Here is a 20,685-nt window from a genome sequence, read left to right as displayed (position 1 = left end):
ACGCAGGTACATCAAACTGGCTATGTGCAGAAAATTATTGATTTGAAAACGATTTCATTGATCAGTTTTATTTAATGATGGCGATATACATAAAATCACCAGGCTGATTTTTTGCTTAATTTACAAGAAAGGATTTCGCAGACCTTACGGATAGTGAATAAATATTCTTATTTTCCCCAGTTACCGCAATTTGACTCAAAGAAAAATGATCATTTATCTTCAATATATACGCATAAATGCAAAATGACGTGGTCAGCAGATACAGGCTGCTGACCGTCCGCACTCATTCGTCAAACTGCCGCTTCCGCGCTCTGCAAAATCGCTTCATTCGCTACATCCGGCAACTGATGCAGTAGCCAATCCGCCATTTGGATTTCATCTTGCAGGATAAGCTGGAAAGTCTTTATGCCTTTACTGTCCGCCGCCTGCCGCGCTGCGGCCAGCAATGCGGTGTAGGTGGCTACTTTATAGTTACAGAACACATAGCTGCTCACTGCAATACGCACGCCCTCTTCATCACGCAACATATCACTGGCGGCTTGCCCCACCGCCGACATGCGTCCCAACGCCTCTTTGAGCGCCGACCAGTTGCTATCATAGCGCTTCAAAACCTCCTTCACCTGTTGTTGCTGTTCACAGGTTTGCTGCGTGTATTGCTTCATGCGCGCCTGCAAAAGGGGAAAATCCTCCAGCCTTAGCGTCGCGGCCTGCAGCAAAGACTCTGCGTGTTTTTCCATGGCGTGCGCATCGCGTAACCAGTCCAGATACACAAATTCCTTGGTCATTAATTTGCTCCGGTAGTGAGAAGAACATCGACAGTTAGCTGCCTGATGGGTATGACATCAGCTCATTTAGCGTGAATAAATAAAATAAGCGAAGCGTTAATTAGGCTAAATAAGGAGATTAATTAAACCTAGCAAGCAAGTGGGAAGCTGCAAGTATCGCATAAAGGAATTGCGATTTACTTTACAAGTAAAGTCTCTTACCGCTTCGCTTATTAACGACTCAAAGAAGCTTTCTTTTTGACTTTAAAAAACTCAAGATCATAACTAATGATAGTTACATTTAGAGACAATCAAAAATTTAGCTGGAAGTTACACAAGCAAGCCTCTTAGAATTAAGACTTAAGATAAACCCAGGCTTGAAACTGGTAAAAATGGCACTACATTTATTTTGCATCAAATTGGTATTTAACAGAGAGGAGAACCAATGACGGACGCTAAGCAGCAACCCGATGAGGAAGAAAAAAAGACGCAACGTCGTGGTGGTGCAGGCAACTTCGCAGAGAATAAGGAACGTGCAGCTGAGGCTGGACGCAAGGGTGGTCAGGCGAGCGGCGGCAACTTCAAGAATGACCCGGAGCGTGCCATTGAAGCAGGAAGAAAAGGAGGCAAGATCAGCCGACGCAAATAACAGTCTTCTTAAAAGAATAAACCTTTAACGGTATTCACTTCTGCACAACACTCTCCTGATACTGTATTTACGCTTCGCTTAATTACAGCTGCATCGATCTCAGGAGAGTTATTTTTTGCAAAAAAACGGATATTTGATTGTTTCTTGATCAATCTCAACTTATTTACCGCTTCGCTTATCATGGTTTTACCCTTCGCTTATTAGCCAATAAATTACATTTGCAGGCTAATAATAAATCACGGACTAAACGTTATATTTGTACACTGTCTAAAGGCTGGTACAACTTTCGAAGGATTATTCTTACAGGTCACTAAGAATAATCATGAAGAGGTTATCGAAGCGGTAAAACAGGAAACCGAAACACACAATCGTTCCGGAGGTCGCCATTTATGGTGACCAGGTGCGCATGAATGCGCTCCTTCGATGACAGCACGCACTTAACTCTTTTTTTGATCTCAGAAATTTCACATTTAGTCGTATCGATTTTTATTTTGTTGTTGCAGAACCTAGGATTGCAGCACATTCACCTGCTAAATATGGATATCTTAATGAAGACTCTTTTTACCTCAGCCAGTGCCATCCTGATTGCGACCAGCCTGTCAGCAGGAGCTGCACAACCCGCCGCACCAAAAAATCCTCTCAGCGTACATGTATTGAACCTGCAGACAGGCTCACCAACAGCGGGTATTGAGGTTGAACTCGATCAGAAACAAAATAATAACTGGGTGAAATTAGCCAGCGGAAAAACCGACAGCAACGGCAGAATCAGCGCCCTGTTCCCGGAAGATAAAACCGCCAGCGCAGGCAGCTATCGCGTGGTGTTCAAAACCGGTGACTATTACAAAATGAATAATCAGAAGACCTTCTTCCCGGAGATTCCGGTGGAGTTCAATATGGAAAGCAACGGCGAGCACTACCATATTCCGCTTCTGTTGAGTCCGTTTGGTTATTCGACTTATCGCGGAAATTAAGTTCAAAACGGCCGCCATGAATGGCGACCCTGCAGGTTTTCGGCGCACCTGGCTTAATTAAAGCACCATCCCTCTTTCATTAAATGCCTTGCGCCAATGCGTTGGCGTGGTATTCAACCGCTGTCTGAAGTGATGACGCAAGGTTTCCGGCGATCCAAACCCCGCCTGCTCGGCAACCTGGTCGATGCTCAGCTTGCCGCTCTCCAGCAGTGCGCAGGCTTTTTCCAGCCGCACGCTTAACATCCACTCTCCCGGCGTGGTGCCGGTGGCGTCATGGAAGCGGCGTAAAAATGTGCGGCGGCTCATGCCGGCTTGTCTGGCGAGCTGATCAATCACCAGCGGCGTATTGAGGTGATTGCGTAAATCATCAAGCAGCGGCGAAAGATTCTTTGCCGCACGCTGCGGCACCGGCTGCTGGATCAGCTGCGCCTGATTCCCTTCACGCAGCGGCGGCGTCACCATACGGCGCGCGGTGCGGTTTGCCACTTCAATGCCATAATCGCGACGAATCAGATGCAGACACAAATCCACGCCCGCTGCGCCGCCCGCTGACGTAATAATGCTGCCCTCATCAACATAAATCATGCCGTGCTCAACCTGCACCTGTGGGAAGCGCTGCGCCAGTATTTCGGTGCTGTTCCAGTGTGCGGTAGCGCGTTTACCATCCAGCAAACCGGCAGCGCCCAACACGAAACTGCCTGCGCAGATCGAAACGATACGCGTGCCGTTGCGGTGTGCTTTTTGTAATGCAGCGATAAGCGCATCCGATGCCGGTTCATGCACGCTGCGCCAGCCGGGAATCACGATGGTGCCCGCCTCGTCCAGCAGCTCAAGTCCGCCGTCGACCACCAAACGTACGCCGCCTTGCGCGCCGAATACGCCCTCCTCCACCGACGCCACGCTCAAATCATACAAAGGCTGGCCGAACGCGTCATCGACGCGCCCAAAGGCCTCAACCGCCGTGCCGAATTCAAAGGTACACAGGCATTCATACGCCAGCAAAACCATGCGGCGGTTAAACGGTGCAGGCGAACGGGCATGTAACGGAGCAATCATTTGCATTAAGGGTCACCGGAGAATTTGGCACGATCTTGACGATATATGGCATGCGGGCAGATTTCCACCTTCACGCCAATCTTTCATGCTGGCACGCTCTTAACGTATCGCAGGGATTGAGTATGAAGAACATATTGGCGCTGATGGCGGTTTGTCTGGCCGCACTGATGTCGGGGCTGGAGATATCCAGCGTACCGGTGATTTTGCCGGTGCTGGAAAAGGAGATGCACGCCAGTTTTCGCGAACTGCAGTGGATCATGAACGCCTACACGCTGGCTTGCACCGCCGTGTTAATGGCAATCGGCACGCTGGCAGACACTTATGGACGCAAACGTATTTTCATCATCAGCATTATCGCCTTCGGCGTGACGTCGGTGATGTGCGGGCTGGCGGGCAATGCATGGTGGCTGATCGTCGGACGTTTGCTGCAAGGATTAAGCGGTGGCGCGATGTTAACCTGCCTGATCGCCATTTTGTCATTCCAGTTTCCACAGGGAAAAGCGCGCAGTCGAGCGTTCGCCGCGTGGGGCATTACCTTTGGCTTTGGGCTGGGATTCGGCCCGATTATCGGCGGCATGCTGGTCGCCTGGTTTAGCTGGCAATGGGTGTTTTTGGTGCACGGCTTTATCGCGTTGCTGACGCTGATCCTCGCGCTGAAAAATGTGGTGGAATCGCGTGATGCTGAAGCCAAAAAGCTCGATCTCGGCGGCCTGATCACCTTATCACTCAGCGTGGTCGGCGCAACCTACCTCATCACGCAGGGCAGCAGCCTCGGCTGGAGCAGCCTGGCAGCACAGCTTATTTTGCTGGTTACGCTGCTCAGCGCGCTGCTGTTTGTCTGGGTTGAGAAGCGTCATTCACACCCGATGTTTGATTTCTCGGTGTTCCGCATCCGCGCCTTTTCCGGTGCGCTGATGGGCTCGATTGGCATGAACTTCAGCTTCTGGCCGCTGATGATTTATCTGCCGGTCTATTATCAGAGCGGGCTTGGCTACAGCAGCATGGCAACCGGTTTGGCGCTACTAGCTTACACCTTGCCGACCTTACTGATGCCGCCGCTTGGCGAGAAGTTGGTGGTGCGCTTTGGCGCGGCGCGCATGATCCCGCTGGGATTATTCACCATCGGCGCGGGCTTTATGCTAATGAAGTTCGCCGTCGCGCAGCAGATGAGTTTACTGCCGGGCGCACTGCTCTCGGGTATCGCGCTTGGGTTGACCAACACGCCCGTCACCAACACCACAACCGCATCGGTGCCGGGAAATCGCGTTGGCATGGCGTCTGGCATCGATATCAGCGCGCGCCTGATTACGCTTGCCATCAATATCGCGCTAATGGGCAGCTTGCTGGTGGCGGGCATCGCGGCAAGTCTGCAACGCCTTATGCCGGGACAAAGTAGTGTGTATGCGCTGGCCGAGCACATCGCCGGCGGCGGCGAGGTTTCACTGACCCACGCTATTGCCGCGCAGGTGCTAACCGACGGATTTTCCGGCGTGCTGTTGTATGGCGCGGCAGGCGTGTGGGGATTGGCGCTGGCGAGTTATCTGCTGTTTAACCTCCGTCGCAAGGCGCAGGAACAATGTACGCCTTAGCTACGGATTAACCCATTTGCTGTTGGTGAGCGCTCCGTCTGAGCGGTAACTCAGTAACGCTCTTTGATTGTTTTCGCGCGCCAGCAGGCACCAATCCAGTTGGGTAATTTGGATGATCAAGACGCCGAAATTATCCTCGGCGTTACTGACATCGTTGGATTGGTTGTCAATGTCACTTCCCGGCGCAGCGCCAGCATAGGTTTGCTGCGTCCGGTGCGATAATCGTTGCCACGCCGCTGCAGCTAGTGCGCTGTATGCGGCGTGCAGCTCGACCGTGCCCTGCAACCGCAGCTGGGTTTTCGCGCTGTAACCCAAAACCGTAACCTCTGGATTCACCGCCAGCGCCTGCCATTTCGGGCTGCGCATATCGGTGTGGAATTCCAGCGTGCGTTTTTCACGGTCAACGGCGCGCAGCACCAGCGTTCTTGCCTGCGGCTTGCCTTGTAGATCAACGGATGCGAGCGTTAAGAAGTGAAACCCGGAATCAGGCTCGCGTGCGCCGGTTTCCAGTTGTTGCCAGCAAGCGGTATCAATCTCGCACAATGACATCTGTTGCTCCTGTTCGGTTACTGGTGACGCTCCACCAGCGCCAGAATCAGCGCCTGAAGTTCCGCTAATCCTTGCTGCTGGCTGATATCGCCACCTACCACCGCATTAGAAATCGCATCGGCAGCGCCTAACATTCCCCACATGCTGGCTTGCGGCAACGTTGCCTCGGCAAACCAGCCACGGAATTTTTCAATAAAATCGAGCTGGTACTTGCGCTTCACTTCCGCCAGCTCCGGCGAGCTATCAAGTGCTGACAGCACATCGGGGATTTCACGTCCCTGCGTCAACACGCAATCAACGTAACTCGACGCCACCACGTTAGCGCGCTCAACAAGGCTGGCACCGGCAGCATTCATTGCCGCCTCGATAATCGCGTTCTGACGCAGATCGAAATCTTCATACAACGCCGCAAGCAGACCGTGGCGCGTGCCAAAATGATCGTAGACCACCGGTTTACTGACGCCCGCTTCTTCTGCCACGCGTCCTAACGTCAGCGCTAAACTGCCCTGCTCGCGCACCAGATTCCACGCCACGGCAATCAGCTGCTGACGACGTGCCTGATGCGACATGCGCTGGCGAGTCGGTTGATTCATGCCGATTCCTTCACGTTAAAAAGTCGCTGCCCAAGTTGCTGGGCCAGCGTGTAATGCGCGTCGGGATAATGTTCATCGGTTGGCAGCAGCAATTCGCTGGTCACCACCGGCGCGCCGCAGTAGCCAAAAATTCCCTCATCGATCAGCGTGCGCATGCTGCTGAAATAGCCGCGACGCACATAGGTGCGCTGGCTTGCCGCGCCCAGCGCCAGCAAATGCACCTGCAAATGGCCAAGCTTTTTCACCACGGTTTGGCCATCATCATCGTACGCCCAACCTTGAGTGAAAACGCGATCGATCCAGCCTTTCAGCTGCGCCGGGAACGACCACCAATAGATGGGATAAACCAGCACCAGCGCATCCGCACGGTCCAGCCGCTGCTGTTCAGCCACAACGTCGGCAGGCGACGGCGCGACACTTTTGAACTGATCAACATCGGCCTGATTGAAGCGCGGATCAAACTGCTCCGCCGCCAGATCGGCAATTTCATAGCTGTGGCCGCCTGCAGCAATACCTTGTGCCACCTGAGAAACAAGGTGATGAGTATAGGAGTTGGGATCTGGATGAGCAGTAACAATCAGAGCATGCATAGCGACAACCTCCGTCATGAATAAGCTACTAGTAGTAACTTACCATTGGTAGGTTGTCAATTTTACCGCGCTCGAAACACGTAAAAAAGCCCGCCGTCAACTAAACCGGCGGGCTTGTGAGGGTAACCGTTTGATCAAAACACCCAGCGTACGCCCGCGTTGTAATTCCAGCCTTGCACGCCGTTGCCGTCGATCTCTTTGCGATAATTGGCTTCGGCATACAGCGAGACATTATTGGTGAAAGCCGCATTGCCGCCGATGCCGGCATCCCACATCTGGCCGAACTTGCCGCTGTTGAAACTTTCGCTGACGTCGCTGTTGCTGGCACCGACATTCACTTTCGCCGTGCCGCCCCAACCGCGATAGTAGTTAGTGCGCAGATACGGCGTATATTGCCCGCTGCCGCTGTCCTGCCAGGTACGCGCCAGACGTGCGCCGACGCGGCCAATAGTTTGGTCATAATCGTCATAAGAGACTTTAGTTTGATCGTCGTCGGTGAAGTCATCCATCTTCAAATGCAAATGCAGCAGTTGCGCTTGCGGCTCGAGACGAATGCCGTTCGCCAGCTGGAACGGATAACCACCCTCCAGCGATGCGGTCCAGCCTTTGCCTTTCAGCTTTGCCACCTCTTTCTGTCGCGCGATATCGGTGTCGCCACGATGCCAATCGAGTGAAAACGCGCCATCCAGATAGAAGCCACTTGCGCGCTGCCAGGTGCCGTAAATCGCCAGGCTGTCGCTGTCGAAATCGGTTGAGCTGTAACCATCAGCGGCATTCGGTCGGATGCGTGCATTGCCGCGCGTGTAAGCCAGGCCGCCGCGCAGGCTGTCTTGCTCGCCGTCCAACCGCAGCAGATTGCCGCCGAACTGCACCGCGCTGTAATCGAGGTCAAAGTCGTAACCGTAACGCGCCGTATCAAGGTTAGTTTTGTACTTCTGGTTGGAGCCGGAATAACGGATGAACATTTCCGCTGATCCGTCTGGATTCTGCCGCAATTCGCCCAGCCGTTGATGCAAATCACCCATGGTTGCCAGGGTGTAATAAGCCAATCCGACCGGCGCCGAAATGTACGAAGGAAGCTGTGGAATCAGCGCCGGGCGCACCGCGCCGCTGCCTGCTGTCTGCGGCTGGCAAACGGAATCCTCTTCACAAATGTAGTTATTGGCCAAACGATAATCCCAGGTTGTATTGCCATTCTCGGGAGCAAAGCTGTAAAGCCCGTATTGCCACGGCCCTGCGGCGACATAACCCCGTTGCAGCGCAAAGCTATTGGCGCGGGCGCTACCAGCAACCTGTACCAGAGAAACGCCTTCATTGGCGGAGATCACGCCATCTCGATTGCTATCCGCCAGCGTGGCAGCACTCAGCGCATCATTGATAAAGGTCGTGCCGGTAACGTTGCCGTTAACGCGTAACGTGTCGCTTTGCGCGCCCTGCGTACGCAACGCCAGCTTGCCGCCCGCCGACGCCAAATCACCGTTGATGGTCAAGGTGTTGCCCGCTGCGCCGTTGGTGAGATCCAACGTACCGGCGTTATTCACCACCAGCGAATCATCGGTTTCGCCCGACAACACCGGATTGACCTGATCGCCAACCAACAGCGTTGAGCCGCTATCGACATTGATGGTGCTGTGCGCCAGCTTGAGATTGTCGGTAAGGGTAAATTGCGTGTTGTAGAAGTTGATGGTGCTCCAACCCGCACCGAGGTTGACGCCGCGCGCCAGATCATCGTTGTTGAACGAACCTCCGCGCGCGTTGATCTCGCTAAAGTTCAGCGTGCTGCCGCTGCCGCCTGCGGTGGTAATGTGGCGGGTGTTTGCCAGGCTGACGTTAGCAATCGTCGCCACATTGTTAGCACCGGTTCCCATCGTCACGCTGCCGTCAATGGTTCCGCCGGTGAGTTCGACCACGTCGGTGCCGTTGCCGGTGTTCACATCGCCCACCACGTTGCCATCGACCAGCGCAATTTGGTCATTGGTAGCGCCACCCGCAACCACAACGGTTTCCGGGTAAGGCGCGGTGACGTTGCCTTCATTGATAAATACCGAGTTGCCGCCACGCAGATCGATAATGGGCGAAACCAGGCTGAGCGAAACGATGGTGCCGCGGTTGATCACCTCGCTGGCGGTGCTGGTGACAATCGCCGAGCCGCCATCGGAGCTGTTAACGATGATGTTACCGTTGGCGATCACCCGCCCGGTGGTGTTGGCGCGTACGCCAGTTGCCGGGCCATAGACAAAGAAGCTGTAACCTTGTGGGATGATCAAATCGTTGCTGGTGGTGGAACCATCTTCTTTGCTGAACACGTAGCCCGTCGCGCCTGCGCCACTCACCGCACCGAGCATATAACCGTTGGGATCGAATGAGGTCGCGGAGCGAATTAAGGTGCCGCCATCGGTGTTCATCCCGACATCCTGCAACGAAATGTTGCTGGTTTCGGCGCGGTTGTTCAGCACGGTGCCGCCGCCGGAATTGTAAAGCCCAATGTTGCTGGCGGTTAACGATGCTGCGCCTTTATCCAGCAAAATGGTGTCTGCGCCCGTATTGGCGTTGATGGTGCTGTAGTAAAAATTCGGCCCGGCAGTATCGCCATTTATCGTCAGCCCGCCGTTATTGCCTACGCGCACTGCGGCGATGCCGCCTGCACTCAATCCGCTGTGATCGGTCCAATAAACGGTATTACCTTCAGCGGTATCCAGCGCGACGCCCGAGGCTATGTTGGTGCTGGATCCGTCAAAGATATTTCCGCCGCCGCGAATACGTACGCCGATGCTGTTTGGCCCGCTGAGATTGATGGTGCCGCGCGGCGTTGACTGATAGATCACACCGTCGCGGATATCAAAGGCAGTGGCATTAGTTCCGTTGCCGGTGATCGGCGCCACGTTGGCGAAGAATCCGCCTTGCCCGGTGCCCGCAATGGTATTGTTGCCGTTAAGCTCAATCGGGTTGGTGATAGTCACGTCTGCACCCTCCGAGCTCTGAACCGCAATCGCCCCTTCGCCATTAACGTGATAGCTGTCGGTGCCGTACAAGGTGGTGCCGTAAAGTCGTGAACCGGCACCTGACGCGATAATGCCGCGTGTGTTGGCACCGCTCAACGTCACATCTGCAGCCACCACCGGATTGAAGATCACGCCGTCACTCAGGCGATACAGCGCTGAACCTGGCGTGGAGACATCATAACTGCCACCGTTGCTATCGATGTGCGCATAGTTGGTGGCTTGATAACCGGTTTGATTCGGCGCGTAGAAATGCAGTGAACTGGCATCGCTGATGGTCAATCTGGCATCGTCACGCACATCAACGCCAATCGCATTTTCGCCGTACAAATTGATTGTGCCGTTCTGGACAAAATTGGCCTGGCTGCCAGAAACGGCAACGCCCGTCGCGCCCTTGCCTTTGACATTAATGGTGCCGTTATTCTCACCGCTGGCATCCTCGAGACGGATGCCGGTGCTGTTAATCGCGGTATTGATCACGCCATTGTTGGTGAAGCGGCTGCCACCGTTGGCATACACGCCGGTGCCGCCCGCACCAACGGTCGAGGCATCAACGCCGCTGCCATCGGCATTATTGAAAAAGCCGCTGTTGATGACGCCGTTGTTAATGCCGTTGCTGCCGTTTAACAGTTCCAGTGCGTTGCTGCCAACGCTGGCCAGTTTGCCATCAATCACCGCCGTCGCGCCGTTGCTGGCACGCATCGCCGCACTGCTGGCGTTTACCACTTCCAGAATGCCACTGCTGCCAATGGTTGCCCTGGCATTGGGGCCATCGGCGCTTAACACAATGCGTTCGCCAATCGGCTGCGTCACTTCGTCGTAGTATTCGTCGGCATCGATCACATAGGCGATGACATCGCTGCGTAAGGAGAGCGCTTTATTGAACTCGCTGTTGTAGCTATCGGCGGCCAGGTTGCCGTTTTGCAATTGCTCAATCAGCCAATTGTTGTAGCTCTGCAAACTGCTGACGTTGGACACGTTGAATGAAGTGGTGGCGTTATCCAGCGTGGTGACGCTAAACGCGCCGCGCCACGAGACCACATTGTCGAACCATTGCCCCAGTTGATAGGTGTAAGGCGTGTAGGAACCAAAAAAGGAGATGCGATTAGCGGAGTTCCAGTTCATGGTGCCGCTGCCGCTGACAGTAAACAATTCGCTCTGTTTTGCCGCCATCGACCAGCCGTTGGTGCTGGCGGTGGTTGCTGCGCCCTTTTGCCCGATATCAACATTGATGGTGCCATTGCTGACCTGCGCCACGCGCGCGTTGATATATTGCCCATTATTGACGTTATAAAAATTCGGCAAGGTCGTAGTTTCAATGGCACTAATCGCCGCGGAATTATATACCTGCACGCTATTACTGCCGCTGCCATTAGCGTCCGGCACGTTAATCACATCATTCTGCGCACCCAGATCGACGCGACCTGAATCTTGCCAGGAATACGAAATTATTCTGCCGCTGCTGAGCAATTGTCCGATGGATATCGTGCCACCGCCGTCCTGACCGGGCGCAAACCGCTGATTGCCACTTAAAGTTTGGGTCGAGCCATTACAAATACAAAATACCCCGGCGCGGTTGTCATTTAATTCCGGCGTAAAAGGCTGAAGCGTCGCCGCCCAAACTGGCGAAGCCGGATTGAACACACCGTAAGCGGCAATAAGGCTAATAAACAGCGGATGCAATCGAAACATCATTGTTCACTCCAGAGAAGCATGCAACGCTGCCGCGATGCGTAAAGACATCGCCAGCAATGGGTTTGGCTAATATTAATTTGTGTAATTGAACGTAAGGGAATTCTGCGACGCGGCAATATCATCACTTTACGCGAGAGAGTTCCAGCGCGACTTAAGCCAAATAGCGATGATTAGATAACTTTAAGAAAAGGCCGGGGATTGAATACAATTATTCGTGGGACTGAAATAGCGGAAAGGATGTTGATCGTGTTAACAACAATATAAAAATAAGAAGCCACCATTAAGTGGCTTCTTACGACCTATTAGAATGGTCCCCAGTTGATCGCCACACCAATTAATAAGGTGACAACACAAATGGCAAACCAAATCGCCACTACCGGCGCAACGAATTTAATCCATTTGCCGAAAGAGATATTGGCGGTGGCCAAGGCGGCCATTAACACCCCAGACGTTGGGCTGATGGAGTTGACGATACCTTCACCCAGCAACACCGTTTGTACGGTGACCTGACGGGTTAAACCGAGGTTATCGCCGAGCGGCGAGAAGATCGGGATCAGCAACGCGGATTCACCGGAACCGGATGAAATACCGAAATGCATCAACGCCGCGCTGATAAACATGCCCACCGCCGCAATGGCGGGATGAACCGGCGCCAGTAAATCAGACAGGAAGCCCACAATCGGATCAAGAATATTGCCCTGCTGCAGCACTACGGAGATTGCGCCAGCCATACCGACAATGAAACCGCCCTTTACCAATTGCGAGCAACCCGCAAGGAAGGTGTTGGCAATGGCAGAACCCGACATGCGACCCATCATGCCGACCATAATCGACAGAATAATAAACATCGCCGACATTTCATTGGTGGCCCAATGCAATTGCACCGTGCCAATCATAAATACAATCAGCGTAGCGGCGCAGGTGATCAGAATCAGTTTATGCCGACCAGTAATCGCCAGTGATTCATCATTCTGCGCAATTTGTTCTATTCGCACTTCACCATTATTCCGCGCGCGCTTCACCGAGATAATCAAATAGGTCATCACCGTTAACACGAACAATAAACAGGTAATACCGCGCAATAACATGCCTGAGAACAGCGGTAACTGTGCCAGATGTTGGGTTAAGCCGGTGGTGGCTGGACCTAATACCGCAACGTTAAAACCCGCCGCGCAGGTTAAATACACCAGCGCCATACCAATCATTGGCGATAAACCCAACGAACGCGCCACCAATAAACCAATCGGCACAAACGCGACCACCGAGTTTTGCACCACGCCAGTGGTGCCGAGAATGGCGAATATCACACCAAAAATAATGATAATACGCGTATCGCTAATTTTGGTACTGCGCGACAGTGAATTAAGCGCCGTAGCAATAGCACCCGTCGATTCGATAACCGCTAATAACCCGCCGGTAAATAGAATCAGGAAAATGATCGGCGCGGCTTTGATCACCCCTTGTACAATCGCCAGAAAGATTTCGCCGGGATAAACGCCCGAACGCGCGACTTCATGCAAACTTCCCTTAATGGCGAAAGTAATGCCATTGCGGGTTTCATGATCAAACTTACCCGCCGGAATAATCCAGGTCGCCACTGCCGCCAGCACCAGAATAATAAACAGCAGCAGATAAGGACTTTGCTCGGTTTTCGCTGCTGGCGGTTGGCGCAGCGTATTTTTCTCCACATTAACCTGAGACATGCGCATCACCTCCGAGGATCAAGCCCGCCACCAGCGCCGCGCGTGGGGCAATATCGGCAATGATGATATGTTCATGGCGCGCATGAATACCTGCGCCGGTTGCGCCCAAACCATCCAAAGTTGGAATGCCCAGAGCGGCAGTGAAATTGCCGTCGCTGCCACCGCCAACCGCCTTGCCTTCCACAGAGAAACCGAGCTGCTCGGCAACCTGCTGCGCACGCTCCATCAACACCAACGATTCCGGCGTTTGACGCATCGGCGGACGCGATTGTGCGCCGCTAATTTCCAGCGTGATGCCAGCTAAATGTGGCGTGATTTTGCTGATTTCGGCGTGAATGCGCTCGGCTTCTGCTTCGCTGGTAACGCGCGTATCAATGCCTAACACCGCTTTATCCGCCACCACATTGATGCGGTTGCCGCCACGCGCGATTCCCACATTGACGGTGGTGCCGCGCTCCGGCGCGTTTAAGCTGTGCAAGAACATGATCTGATGCGCCATTTCTTGTACCGCGCTGATGCCCTCTTCGGGATTGTTCCCGGCGTGCGCCGCTAATCCGTTGAGGGTGATTTCATATTGTCCGGTACCTTTGCGCGCTGTTTTCAGTGCGCCCGATCCCGCCACCGCAGGCTCAACCACCAGCACTTGCGCCGATCCTAAAGCGTGCTGCGATAACCAGGCGCTGGAGCTTGGGCTACCGACCTCTTCATCGCTGCCGCAGAGAAACACAATGCGTTTGCCCGCCAGTAAATCGTGCTGTTGCAACGCGCGTACCGCCCAGATGGCCTGCACCAGACCGGCCTTCATATCCAGCACGCCAGGACCGTAAAGCTTGCCGTCTTCTTCACGCATTACCAACTCGCCTTCATCCCAAACGGTATCGAAATGCCCGAGTAACACGGTTTGCTCGTCACCGCTTCCCAGCGTGAATTTCAGGTTATTACCGTAGTGCGGCTGCTCATCAATCTCTGCTGCCACGCCCAAACGTTTGGCAAACAGCGCTTGTAAGACCTCGCCACAACGATCCACGGCGGCTTTATTCATTGATGGTGATTCCGCTGCGACCAATTCCCTGATATCCATAAGAATTTCATCGGCATGTTGTTGCAGGTAATTTTTTATAGTTTTCATTTGTACTGCCCTCGCATAGTGAATCTTCGAGTATGGAGATAAAAATGCGCTTAAAAAATGGAGATAAAAGGCTATTATTGTTGACCTCAGATCAACAGATAGGAAAAACCTATGGCGATGCTGCTCTATCCAGAAAAATCCATAAGGTATCTGTATGAAGTGGGCAATTACGGCGGTATTCGTCGGGCGGCGGAAGCCTTAGATGTTGATCCCGCCGCCATCAGCCGTCAGTTATCGCAACTCGCGCGGGAGATGCAGTTGCCGCTGCTGGAGCGACGTGGCCGCAATGTGGTGCTGACCGAAGCCGGTAAGTTATTGGCTGAAGATTACGCGCACACCCATCAGCGGCGCAGCCAGTTGGATCGCCAGTTAAAAGATCTGCGCCATAAACGCGGCGGCTCAATCAAATTGCGCGTCGGTCAGGGCATGGTGGATGAAGTCGTCAGGCATGTATTGCAGCCGTTCTCGCAAACTTATCCCGACGTGTTTATCGATATTCTGTCGGGCGATATGCAAACCACCGTGTCGCTGATTGCCAAAGGCGACGTTGATATGGCGGTGGGTTTTGGCCCGATTGGCCCTCCCGGCCTGAAGTGTTTGAGTTTTCAACGCGGACCAATTTGTGCGGTGGTGCACAGCCAACACCCCATCGCGGATTATCCGCAAATTGAAGTGGCCGAACTGGTCAATTATTCGTTGATTGGTATGGACAAAAATTTTGGCATTCAAAGTTATATGAATGCCATGTTCAGTCAGGAAGGATTTATATTCAGCCCGGCTTATAGCTGTAATCTGTTTTCCAGCGCCATCGCCTTGAGCCAGGCCGGCATGGGCATCGCGTTTATGACCGCCAAAGTGGTTGAAGACGACCTCATCGCTAAGAACTTAGTCGCCGTGCCGATTCAGCATCGCATCGCCCGCGAAAGCCAATGCCACTTATTACGCAGCGCCGATCACCGCTTCACGCCCGCCGCGCAGCATTTATGGCAATTGCTGGTGACGTTTTTTGAAGGTACGGCGGGAGCGGTTTAATCGCTGCTTATTTGATTACAAATTTAATAATGGCTTGCGGTGCTTTGAACCAGGCATGATGTTGCTGATCGAACATTAAAGGGGCCACACGACTAATTGATGTACGCTGATGATAAATTTCACTGAAAAACGAAGTGTCGCAGCGCGTTAGATTTTGCGTCAATGTGTTGGCTTGAGCAGATGTTGTTATACTTGTCATACCCAGAATCAAACCAAAAGAGCAGATAATATTACGCATCAAATATCCCTATAATAAAAAACACCCTTTTTATCGACATACCTATATGAAACTTTGGGTTTTTATCATTGACCGAAAGCTCTCCAGGCGAGTGCGTAAGTAAATAAAACCAAATAATCTTAAATAAACACATTAATAACGAGTTAATCATTTGGTAGCCTGTAATTTAAATTGTGTAATCGCCTGTTTTTGATATATTCTCGACATCACGAAGACAGGAAATTATTATGGATGAAAAAACTCAAAGTGGTACGAGCGTTATCCGCAAATTACCCGAAGCTGGCATACAAACTGGGTCAATCTGAGCACACTGTACGGGTGTCCGGAAGATATCCGCCGTGCGATTTATATGACTGATGCTATCGAATCGCTGAACAGCGTGACCAGGTAAGTGATTAAGAAGCGCAAAGAATTTCCGACGGATGAGTCAGTGCTCAAGGTTATCCGGCTAGCGACGGAAGCTGCGGCGACAAAGTGGACGATGCCAATCATTAACTGGCGGCTGGTGATGAGCCGCTTTATTATCGAGTACGGTGACCGCCTTAGCGGCCATCTTTAAGGTTGAGCAATTATACAGAATTATTTGCAGACTCGTAAAACCACCGACAAGGGCGGGATTATTTTATACAGCTAACTGATTTATCTTTAAAATATCATTCTTTAGATCATCGTTTATATTCTGAGGATCTAGCCCGTTTATAAGATGCTTTATTTTGATAAATGTCTCTTTATGATCCTGCAACTCATTCCCTTTTATTGTCGCCAGCGCTGCTATCAGTTCACCATCATAAAGATCACCAGTCAGGGGATCTTCAGTCAGAACAGCTAATATTCTTGGCATCAGCTGATCAAGACATATCTTTTGTCGCACAGCACGGCAGAGATCCCCTACTGCCATGCCTTCGACCGGGACATCAAGAACACTCTCGAACCATGCCTCAAGAGAAGACTGCTGTCCTGAATCTTTCGTTGTATTAATATTTCCCACCAATTTGCGGAAGGTAATCATATTCCATACCCTTTCAGCGCTGATTCAATTTTGTTGATGGCATCAGTTGCCCTGCCATATGCAGCTTGTGCCTCGGGATTATTTACGTTTTTCAGCGTTTCAGCATGATTTCTTAGTCCCCTAAGAGTATTTTGCATTTCCTGCATATGATCCCAATAACCACCGCTTTCTTTAGGTACAGGATTTCCATCCATGTCCTTAAGCGTGCCAGTTATATCATGATCTTTCGGAGTATTCAGACTCAGCAGCGCGTCGGTGATAGGGCGGGTCAGTTGTAGAGTCTGCCCAATCATCGTCTTACTCGTCTATCCCCCGGCGCTCTTGGTGTAATACGGTAGCAGTGGCGGGAAATGGGCCTGTTTAGGGATTAAAGGTAGTAACCCAGGCCAAAGCTGGGATTACTAATTTCAGCTGTAATAGCTTAGAGCTGATCTAACCGTCACCACCATTTAGGATAATCATTAAACGCTGCATACATTGCAGATTTCGCATCGTCCGTTAATCGTTCTCTGCCTTTTGATACTGTGATATACCCATGCAGATCTTCTTTAGCACATGACCATTCAAACCATCCTAAAATTGGATTAACATTCAACTCAAAACATCCATTCATATCTTTAAGATGGGCTATATCATCATTCAATAACTTGTCGACAAATTCGTCAAAGCATTGACATTCAAGCCATACATGGGAGCTGACACTCAAGCTATAATTATATTTATCTACTTGAATCGCCAAGTTAAACTTCAATGATGGAATATGTTCATCAAGTTCTATTACGTCCAATGTGATAATGATCGGACTTTTTATTTCGATATCCATTTAATTTGCCCTTAGATAACGAGCATGAATGACTATTGGCAACTCACCAGCAGCGCGCGGAGGTTTGATTTCCAGTTGCCAACCATCGACTGTTATACGCCCATATGACATACCGTTCTTTGTCGCGGTATCTAATGCAGCTTGAAAACTGCGAAGTTCTGTCTGGCTGGCAAGCCTTACCGCCTCTGGCGTATAAGTTTCGGCTTTAGATGCCGCATATTCTGCCATGTGTTCTGTAGCATTGCCATGCACCCACACTTTTTGACCGTTAGGGTGGTTCGCTTTTGCACCGTTGGTGACAGTGGCCACCAGCAGCAATTCCTTGTCCCACCTGAGAGACGATGTGGTGCGTGTGTGAATGTTGGTCCGGATGAGCAGTAACGATCAGAGCATGCATAGCGACAACCTCCGTAATCGTTATACGACTAGTGGCAACTTGCCATTATTAGGCTGTCAAACTCACAGCGTTTTAGCAAAACAGATCGATTCGTTTCTGCCGATGTAAGGTTCGTAGTTCTGGATTTGCGCGTAGCCGGAACGGTAATAAAACGCCACGGCACGGCTATTGATAACGCGGGTCGATAGCCGAATTTCGCGGTATCCCATACTTTTGGCCCGCGTTTCCAGATACTCCAATAGCGCTGCGCCAACGCCCGGCACACTACGATCGGAGTACATGCGTTTTACTTCGGCGGTATTGTTCCCAAGCGACCGCAACGCCCCGCAACCCACGGCATTGCCGGCTTCATTTCTGGCTAGCACCCACAAACAACACTCATTGTTGAATTCCTGGGCGTTGAAATGACTTTTGCCGTTGTCGCCGGTTATGAAGGCGAGTTCGGCTGATAACTTCTCTACCAGTAATTGGGACTCTGCAGAGTGGGGAGCGGATTGTTGGATTTTGATGTTCCTGTTAGTCATCTTGATTAAAACCTCCAGGGCGGTGAATTTTTTACACTGATTGGGAAACGTTGGGCGATCGATGTTTATCCAATTCGTCGCGCCTGTCTTCTCTGTAACAAACCGTGCCAGTTATATAACGATATGATGCACAATCGTCCAGTTGGTGGTGCGCGACGGCTCAAAACGGGAGGAAAATACTTTTTCGTCTGCCGATAAAATGAAGGCTAACCCGTCATTAGTTATGCCACAAAGTGTCATTTTAAACGTCCTGTTCACGAAAATGGTTTTCTGGATACAACCTATTCGGAGTTTATCCCGGTGATAGCTGCGCCGCAGTTAATAATACTTAACTAACTGGTTAAAAAGGTAACATCAAGGATTCGGCCGAAATTCTACATTTTAATCAGGTTGATAGCGCTCATCCTGCATCATTAGAGGCAGAATTTCTGTATTCCAGATGTCTTGTTGATATAGCTGAACTTCATTGGGTTCTTTTCGAGCAAAAAGACATTGTCTAATAGTTTTTACTGCCATATTGAACTCTTCTTTACTTAACTCACTAAAACTTATCTGATCTAAGGGCAAAAACATCATTATCTTTTCATGTATGTCAGGATGACACTCCTGTAATGCATCGTCGAACAATGCTTCTAAAGCATTCGAAGCTGTTCTGTTAAGCCCTACTGTTAGCCCTCTTTCACCATAGTTGTTGTTATATGGCTTGCATCCTATATCGAAAAAAGAGCCCATGATTACCTCATAATAATTAATTTATCTTGTTGATTTTTTGGCAACGTTTTTATGTAGTCCATAAACACTTTCTGGTTAGACGATGTTAATACACTAAAATCTACAGGAACTATGTCTGCTTTTCCTAAGTGATCGAGGATTTGCTTTTGAGCTGTTAGAATTCAGGGTTGATGGTCGAATCGGATGCATTTATTTTCGGTCCCGTTTATCAAACAAATTGCGCGACAGCCGTATCGCTAAAGCCTTTGTCTACCCGCGCGCTGGAGGACATTTTTGCCCGAGCATGGCGTGAAGTGGGCCCCGGTCATGACGCACTGCCGAATAAAAATCGCTATCGTGGATGCTCGGGGCACAGCACTCGCGTAGGCGCCGCAGTCGATATGGCCACAAAAAAATACAGTACCGCGCAGATTATGCAGGAGGGTACCAGGAAGAAGCCAGAGACGGTAATGCGATATATCAGGCATGTTGATGCTCATGCCGGCGCCATGGTCGACTTCATGGATAAATACGCTCAAAGCTAAAAGCTTTAGTGCTGAATTCTTTAGCACTACACGTCTTAACCGCGAAGCGCGTAGTCATCCTGCCTTACATAGTGAAGTCCACTCCTCAAGATCCATATCAATCTAAGGAGGAGTTTATGTTACTAATTACTGGCCAAAATTTTTCCATGCTAATGCATGTTTCTTCGACTCAACCTGAAGGTAATACTCAATCTCTTTCCAAACAGATTCATTTGCATCAGACGCTGTGACTAATGCCTCAACAAGTCCCGTAGCAACTGCTATTGCTAGCTCCTCATTATCAGAAGTCATACCCAATTCAATGTGCTGGAAAAGAGATAGTTTCTCATTTTCATTAAAAAAACTTAAATGTTTAACAATTGATTTACCAACTAATGAAAACAACAAGATCGGAGCTGGTGCGTCTGGCATCCAATACTCAAGGCATTTCTTGACGTCATTCTTTAAAAACTCATTTCTATCGATCACAAAACTTATGAACTCATCAGTTTTCTTTTTCATGGTCAACAGTCTTCAAAAAGATGAATCCTTAATGAATTTCGAGAATTTCATTTTTAGTTGTTTATCTGCAATTTTTAATTTTAAATCCTTTATTTTCAATTTCTTACTGGTTATCCAGTTTAAAGGTCTTCAGTCATTGCTTTATAACTTGGATCCACGATTGATATTACTTCTACTATCTCTGTGCTTGTGACAATAAGATAGTGGTTTAGCTTCTCATCATTATGAATTTCGAAGCTTTGTTCGTTAAACCAACGTAGATAACCAGAGTCATTCAAGGTGTATATTCCTAAAGTTAATTTACCACACAAATCATTTTGTAACTTAAGTAAATCCCCTTCATCCGTCAATCGGAAGGAATAGATCCAATCAAATGATATTTTTACATCATCTGTTCCTCCGTCTTCGCTTGGTGAAAGTTGTATCTCCAAGATTCCTCCGGAATATCCTATAGACACAAGGAACCTATTCTTAAGATCTATGCCTTCCAACGTGACTTGATTCAAGTTCTCACTCATTTTCATACCACTTAGCAATATTAATTAACACGACTATTCATCTGGTCCTTTTTAGTCTTAATCATACTCGGTCAGCTCCCTAAGTAACTACCACATTCAC

22 protein-coding genes and 2 pseudogenes are annotated in these 20,685 nt (G+C 50.5%); 6 read left to right on the top strand and 18 right to left on the bottom strand.

Going from position 1 to position 20,685, the window contains the following annotated elements:
* Nucleotides 1-290 precede the first annotated feature (290 nt).
* On the bottom strand, nt 291-785 hold the full coding sequence (locus PanJK_RS21580; RefSeq protein WP_265302828.1) for a DUF892 family protein: 495 nt from the start codon (nt 783-785) through the stop codon (nt 291-293).
* 424 nt (nt 786-1,209) lie between these two features.
* On the opposite strand from PanJK_RS21580, the gene PanJK_RS21575 reads away from it, so the two are divergent.
* Both PanJK_RS21575 and uraH read left to right on the top strand, forming a co-directional pair.
* A complete protein-coding gene (locus PanJK_RS21575) occupies nt 1,210-1,413 on the top strand; it encodes a general stress protein (protein WP_256698879.1) in 204 nt (67 codons plus the stop codon).
* 548 nt (nt 1,414-1,961) lie between these two features.
* On the top strand, nt 1,962-2,384 hold the full coding sequence (gene uraH / locus PanJK_RS21570) for a hydroxyisourate hydrolase (protein ID WP_110867159.1): 423 nt from the start codon (nt 1,962-1,964) through the stop codon (nt 2,382-2,384).
* Nucleotides 2,385-2,441: 57 nt separating this feature from the next.
* Here the strand turns inward: uraH and ftrA are convergent, their stop codons facing one another.
* Nucleotides 2,442-3,446, bottom strand: coding sequence for a transcriptional regulator FtrA (gene ftrA / locus PanJK_RS21565; RefSeq protein WP_265302825.1), 1,005 nt, complete (start codon nt 3,444-3,446; stop codon nt 2,442-2,444).
* A 116-nt stretch (nt 3,447-3,562) separates the two neighbouring features.
* On the opposite strand from ftrA, the gene PanJK_RS21560 reads away from it, so the two are divergent.
* A complete protein-coding gene (locus PanJK_RS21560) occupies nt 3,563-5,029 on the top strand; it encodes an MFS transporter (RefSeq protein ID WP_265302823.1) in 1,467 nt (488 codons plus the stop codon).
* Here PanJK_RS21560 and PanJK_RS21555 read toward each other — a convergent pair whose 3' ends face one another.
* The 6 genes from PanJK_RS21555 to PanJK_RS21530 all read right to left on the bottom strand — a co-directional run bounded on the left by PanJK_RS21555 (nt 5,030) and on the right by PanJK_RS21530 (nt 14,287).
* The gene (locus PanJK_RS21555; RefSeq protein WP_256698883.1) at nt 5,030-5,578 is read right to left on the bottom strand and encodes a pyridoxamine 5'-phosphate oxidase family protein; all 549 of its coding nucleotides are present in this window, start codon (nt 5,576-5,578) and stop codon (nt 5,030-5,032) included. It abuts the gene before it with no gap.
* A 17-nt stretch (nt 5,579-5,595) separates the two neighbouring features.
* Nucleotides 5,596-6,171 (bottom strand): TetR/AcrR family transcriptional regulator, encoded by a 576-nt coding sequence (locus PanJK_RS21550; protein ID WP_265302821.1) that lies wholly within the window; start codon nt 6,169-6,171, stop codon nt 5,596-5,598.
* Nucleotides 6,168-6,761: an NAD(P)H-dependent oxidoreductase gene (locus tag PanJK_RS21545; protein WP_265302819.1), complete on the bottom strand. Its 594-nt coding sequence runs from the start codon at nt 6,759-6,761 to the stop codon at nt 6,168-6,170. Before PanJK_RS21545 ends, PanJK_RS21550 begins: the two co-directional genes overlap by 4 nt.
* 134 nt (nt 6,762-6,895) lie before the next feature.
* Complete coding sequence (locus PanJK_RS21540; RefSeq protein ID WP_265302816.1) at nt 6,896-11,455, bottom strand: autotransporter outer membrane beta-barrel domain-containing protein; 4,560 nt, start codon at nt 11,453-11,455, stop codon at nt 6,896-6,898.
* A gap of 302 nt (nt 11,456-11,757) precedes the next feature.
* Nucleotides 11,758-13,158, bottom strand: coding sequence for a YfcC family protein (locus PanJK_RS21535; protein WP_265302814.1), 1,401 nt, complete (start codon nt 13,156-13,158; stop codon nt 11,758-11,760).
* Nucleotides 13,145-14,287 (bottom strand): M20 family metallopeptidase, encoded by a 1,143-nt coding sequence (locus PanJK_RS21530; RefSeq protein WP_265302811.1) that lies wholly within the window; start codon nt 14,285-14,287, stop codon nt 13,145-13,147. The genes PanJK_RS21535 and PanJK_RS21530 overlap by 14 nt, the downstream gene beginning before the upstream one ends.
* Before the next feature lie 111 nt (nt 14,288-14,398).
* Here PanJK_RS21530 and PanJK_RS21525 point away from each other — a divergent pair, with 111 nt between their 5' ends.
* Nucleotides 14,399-15,319 carry a LysR family transcriptional regulator gene (locus tag PanJK_RS21525; RefSeq protein WP_265302810.1) on the top strand — a complete coding sequence of 307 codons (921 nt, stop codon included), beginning with the start codon at nt 14,399-14,401 and terminating at the stop codon, nt 15,317-15,319.
* A gap of 7 nt (nt 15,320-15,326) precedes the next feature.
* On the opposite strand, the gene PanJK_RS21520 is transcribed toward PanJK_RS21525, so the two are convergent.
* Complete coding sequence (locus PanJK_RS21520; RefSeq protein WP_061719655.1) at nt 15,327-15,557, bottom strand: hypothetical protein; 231 nt, start codon at nt 15,555-15,557, stop codon at nt 15,327-15,329.
* 244 nt (nt 15,558-15,801) lie between these two features.
* Here PanJK_RS21520 and PanJK_RS21515 point away from each other — a divergent pair.
* Nucleotides 15,802-16,116: pseudogene (locus tag PanJK_RS21515) on the top strand (transposase); the annotation flags it as partial.
* A gap of 63 nt (nt 16,117-16,179) precedes the next feature.
* On the opposite strand, the gene PanJK_RS21510 reads toward PanJK_RS21515, so the two are convergent.
* From PanJK_RS21510 to PanJK_RS24035, 7 genes and pseudogenes are all read right to left on the bottom strand, one after another.
* Complete coding sequence (locus PanJK_RS21510) at nt 16,180-16,566, bottom strand: contact-dependent growth inhibition system immunity protein (RefSeq protein ID WP_265302806.1); 387 nt, start codon at nt 16,564-16,566, stop codon at nt 16,180-16,182.
* Nucleotides 16,563-16,802, bottom strand: a pseudogene (locus PanJK_RS21505) (hypothetical protein); the annotation flags it as partial. The gene PanJK_RS21510 and the pseudogene PanJK_RS21505, both read right to left, overlap by 4 nt.
* Nucleotides 16,803-17,005: 203 nt before the next feature.
* On the bottom strand, nt 17,006-17,389 hold the full coding sequence (locus PanJK_RS21500; protein ID WP_265302802.1) for a hypothetical protein: 384 nt from the start codon (nt 17,387-17,389) through the stop codon (nt 17,006-17,008).
* Entirely contained in the window at nt 17,390-17,698 is a 309-nt protein-coding gene (locus PanJK_RS21495; protein WP_265302800.1) for a hypothetical protein, read from the bottom strand.
* Nucleotides 17,699-17,848: 150 nt separating this feature from the next.
* Entirely contained in the window at nt 17,849-18,310 is a 462-nt protein-coding gene (locus tag PanJK_RS21490) for a GNAT family N-acetyltransferase (protein ID WP_265302798.1), read from the bottom strand.
* Between the two features lie 381 nt (nt 18,311-18,691).
* The gene (locus PanJK_RS21485; protein ID WP_154156727.1) at nt 18,692-19,042 is read right to left on the bottom strand and encodes a hypothetical protein; all 351 of its coding nucleotides are present in this window, start codon (nt 19,040-19,042) and stop codon (nt 18,692-18,694) included.
* 2 nt (nt 19,043-19,044) lie between these two features.
* Nucleotides 19,045-19,182 carry a hypothetical protein gene (locus PanJK_RS24035; RefSeq protein ID WP_414858962.1) on the bottom strand — a complete coding sequence of 46 codons (138 nt, stop codon included), beginning with the start codon at nt 19,180-19,182 and terminating at the stop codon, nt 19,045-19,047.
* 30 nt (nt 19,183-19,212) lie between these two features.
* Here PanJK_RS24035 and PanJK_RS21480 point away from each other — a divergent pair, with 30 nt between their 5' ends.
* Nucleotides 19,213-19,566 carry a hypothetical protein gene (locus PanJK_RS21480; RefSeq protein ID WP_256698899.1) on the top strand — a complete coding sequence of 118 codons (354 nt, stop codon included), beginning with the start codon at nt 19,213-19,215 and terminating at the stop codon, nt 19,564-19,566.
* A gap of 126 nt (nt 19,567-19,692) precedes the next feature.
* Here the strand turns inward: PanJK_RS21480 and PanJK_RS21475 are convergent, their stop codons facing one another.
* Together PanJK_RS21475 and PanJK_RS21470 are read right to left on the bottom strand one after the other, a co-directional pair.
* Entirely contained in the window at nt 19,693-20,067 is a 375-nt protein-coding gene (locus PanJK_RS21475) for a hypothetical protein (RefSeq protein ID WP_256698900.1), read from the bottom strand.
* Nucleotides 20,068-20,186: 119 nt separating this feature from the next.
* Entirely contained in the window at nt 20,187-20,585 is a 399-nt protein-coding gene (locus tag PanJK_RS21470) for a hypothetical protein (RefSeq protein ID WP_256698901.1), read from the bottom strand.
* Nucleotides 20,586-20,685 lie beyond the last annotated feature (100 nt).

It is taken from the genome of Pantoea sp. JK (assembly GCF_026130245.1).
GTDB lineage: Bacteria > Pseudomonadota > Gammaproteobacteria > Enterobacterales > Enterobacteriaceae > Pantoea > Pantoea trifolii.
This window is presented reverse-complemented; position numbering and strand designations above follow the sequence as displayed.